This window comes from Zooshikella ganghwensis DSM 15267 (genome assembly GCF_000428585.1).
GTDB classification, from domain to species: Bacteria; Pseudomonadota; Gammaproteobacteria; order Pseudomonadales; family Zooshikellaceae; genus Zooshikella; species Zooshikella ganghwensis.
The window spans coordinates 1-3,211 of sequence record NZ_AUAF01000280.1; the positions used below are offsets into that span (position 1 = coordinate 1).

The following is a 3,211-nucleotide window of genomic DNA, read 5'->3' on the forward strand; positions in this document are numbered from 1 at the left end:
AGTTAGAAGCCAGTAAAAAGGCACGGGGTTATTTTGAAGTTTAGAAACTGCCACTGACTAATATTCCCCGTGATGACTGGCTCAGTGGCACTTGAGCTGCAGTACTTTTCAAAAAACTGCACTTTTTTTCATTTTCTTGTGCTTTTTTTCACGGCGTGTAATCACCTGTTTTTATCTAAAGCCCATTATTGGTAGGGGGTAGGGCGGTGATTGCGTTCACTTTGAGATTTCACAAAATCATTAAGACGCGCAAACCACAGTGTGGTGAGGAGGAGTGCTGTTCTGGTCTGACTTCTTTTTCAAGTAGAGTTTTACTCAAAGCACAGGAAAATGATTGGCAGTGGCTTTCAGGCTGTTTAGTGTTATGCATTGTAAAGCAGTACTGTGGGCGAGTGGCAATTGGCCGGTAGCTTAACGGCCAGTCTGATATATCACCAGAAATGGCTCTGAAGCTTTTTAGGGTGCTAGGTCGTTCTCCTGAAATCTGGTTATTAATGCAGGATCACTACGATCTGTGGTAAGCAGGGCAAAAAAATAGACCTAACAGGTTATGAGGTGATTTCATTTGCGGTGTGATGATCAAAACCCTAACCAGGGTTTGAAGCCATTTAAAGGCGCTTCTGACCCATTACAAAGGCTGAAAGGCTCTGTTCACAGTTTTGATGAGCCTACAGCACCAGTGGCAGAAGCGAGTTGGGAGCAGACAGAAACGGGTAAAATATGCATAAATACCACTACACCCTCAAATCAAGTCAAAAAGCAAAAAAACTCGTTGCTCAGGTTTTTTATGCGCTGGAAAAAGAAGAAGATAAACTAGAGGATGCAGAACTCATCGAAATTATTAAAGCGAGAGAAAACCAGCCATCTATACCTGTAGATATAGATGACCTGTAGTCATTCCTTTCCGTTTTTTCAGTACTTGGTTAATCAATCATCGTATGGAAAGAATGATTTCATTTATTTTATTGCTGTAAATATAGGGTCAAGCCATAGTTAATGCTACATAGGTTTGACTAGCCCAAAAAACAAAAAGTAGCTCAGGGAGTTTCTCTTGAATTTGATCTTCAGCAATTGCCAAAATGTCTTCATCAGACCACTGGCAATCCTGTTTTTCTAAGCTAAGTTGTTTTAACGATTTTATGACATGTTCCTGAGCTTGACTCAGTAGCGTTGGAATTTCCTGTGCCTGCTCTTTGGAAAAAAGTAGGATTCCTCCACCAAAACGATACTTGTCATCCAATGAGATCACCCGTGCGGCGATACAGTCTCGTTCTTCTAGACTTTGAGACCCCAATCGCTCATCAATACGCATTGTTTTGCTGGTTGAACCCACAGGACGAACATTAACCCAGTACCCTGCATTGACATCTACAATTTCCCATAACTGGACTTCGCTGTCATCCAAAGCACTGAGGTAACGCTTAGCGTAAGGTGTTTCCCGCCAGCCTCGGCGCTTGATATAGCTACTAATCATGCTGTCTTCTTCATTGTCCCAGAGTGTCGAGGCAAAAAGCTCGAAGAGGTAGACAAAGCCTGTTTCCATGTAACCATGATCTTCTAGTGTTTCGTAAAATTTGTCAGCAGGAACCTCAAGGGACTCCGCTACACCACTCAATACTTCATCGAAAAACTGCGCTTGTCTTGCTTCCCATACACCGCTATCAGAATATTTAATAAGATTTGCAATAGCTTTATCGATGTCTTTTTGTTGCTTACGCTTGTTCATGGATAACTTTTACTCAGGCTGTAGATATTTTTACACAAGGGCTGGCTGATAGAGGGTAAAACGATAGCCTACCTTCACAAAAGCGGTCACTATAATACGTTTAATTCATTTTTTAAAAATGCTGAGTATTCTTGAGGCCATTGGTAAGGCAATGAACGTCAATTTCTACCACTGGCGTGTCCTAAGTCGTCGGTGGATGAGACGGATGGCTGGGACAGCCAGGAATGAGCACATAGGTTTAGTAACTTCCCTGTAGCAACAAGCTTCAATCAGTCTTATTTCCATCCGCCCTTAAACCTCTTTACCGAGTTTTTACATCTAAATAAGACGTAGAGCCTCGGTTTTTCAGGCAGGTAGTGACAGCGTTTTCCCCTCATCCTCTAAGAATTGGATACACTTTAGGTGCAGCGGAATGCAGTGCAAGATAAAGCAATGGTACTACTGACCTGATAAGTCGTTATCACCATTACCAAAAAAGGGGTACCACGAATGTGGCTGATAGTACTATGAGTGCGCTGAGACATTGATTTTCAAGAGAAAAATACAGGACTATCGACTCATGCCGTAATCGCTTTATCGAGATCTACTTCGACGTGAACGGCTTCTGTTGTGGTTTTGCTCGGCGCTGTGGCTTTTCGCTTGTTTACGCTCTTTTTCAAGCACTTTTGCAAATGTTGTGTTGTTTTCGATGTGTGTATTGGCGGCATCTTGCGGAGCGTAACCGCGCCGCATCTTCGCTTGGGACTCACTTAAATCGTGCCAACCACCACGTAAGCGTTGTTCTGCGATCTGATTGTATTCAGATTTCAGTTGCTGCAACCGTTGCTGAGAAGTACTAAGAGAACCTTCACGGATGTACCTGTCTTGTATTTCTTGGATCGCTTGCTGGTTGCGTGGACTCTTTGCCTCACTTTTTAGTCTGAGTAGATAGTTTTGTTGTCCGATTTTCAAATCTTCGTATAGCTTAAATTTGGTCTTCATCGAGCCATTTTTAATCTTTTCTGCGCGTTCGGGATTCGCTTTTTCAAACGCTTTCCATTCGTTTAATTTTTCATTGTACTTCGGATAAAATACGTTTTTTTCATACCATTTGAAATCATCCAAATGCCGCGCAGCTTCGAGCGCTGAAAGCGCTTCAGAATTGGACTTGCGTGGTAGTGTGAATACCGGCTCGCGGGTGGTTTTTTCAAGCTCATTGATTTCGTTGGCTAATGATTTTAGCTGTGTCTTTAGATCATTGTTGTAGCGCTCAGCTTCTTTGTTTTCCAGTGTGACGAGTTTGTCTGTATGCTCAGCCAGCCGCATGTAATGCGCGGTAATGTCATCGATTTTTTTCTGATGACTCAAGCGGTCAACGTGTGTTTGAGTCTGTCTATGTAGATCATATGCCACTAAATCATCGATTCGCTTAAGCTCCGCGGGATTATTATTAAGCGCATGAAAACGCTTGAGACCGTTTGTCTTAAACTCGTCTTTTTGTTTTCT

The 3,211-nt window shown here is 42.5% G+C and carries 3 protein-coding genes and 1 pseudogene; 2 read left to right on the forward strand and 2 right to left on the reverse strand.

Annotation, left to right across the window (positions count from 1 at the left end; genetic code table 11):
- Positions 1-422: 422 nt before the first annotated feature.
- Together F607_RS35935 and F607_RS34450 are read left to right on the forward strand one after the other, a co-directional pair.
- Positions 423-521, forward strand: a pseudogene (locus F607_RS35935) (helix-turn-helix transcriptional regulator); the annotation flags it as partial.
- A 199-nt stretch (positions 522-720) separates the two neighbouring features.
- Positions 721-894 (forward strand): hypothetical protein, encoded by a 174-nt coding sequence (locus F607_RS34450; RefSeq protein ID WP_157365611.1) that lies wholly within the window; start codon positions 721-723, stop codon positions 892-894.
- An 88-nt stretch (positions 895-982) separates the two neighbouring features.
- On the opposite strand, the gene F607_RS0125860 is transcribed toward F607_RS34450, so the two are convergent.
- Positions 983-1,726 carry a DUF7986 domain-containing protein gene (locus F607_RS0125860; RefSeq protein ID WP_027710324.1) on the reverse strand — a complete coding sequence of 248 codons (744 nt, stop codon included), beginning with the start codon at positions 1,724-1,726 and terminating at the stop codon, positions 983-985.
- 573 nt (positions 1,727-2,299) lie between these two features.
- Positions 2,300-3,211 (reverse strand): coiled-coil domain-containing protein (locus tag F607_RS35000; RefSeq protein WP_038292365.1); only part of this gene is annotated, 912 nt, incomplete at its 5' end.

Excerpts from the sequence above, each read along its gene's own strand:
- F607_RS34450 (WP_157365611.1), top strand. The coding sequence starts at position 721 with ATGCATAAATACCACTACACCCTCAAATCAAGTCAAAAAGCAAAAAAA.
- F607_RS0125860 (WP_027710324.1), bottom strand. The coding sequence starts at position 1,726 with ATGAACAAGCGTAAGCAACAAAAAGACATCGATAAAGCTATTGCAAAT.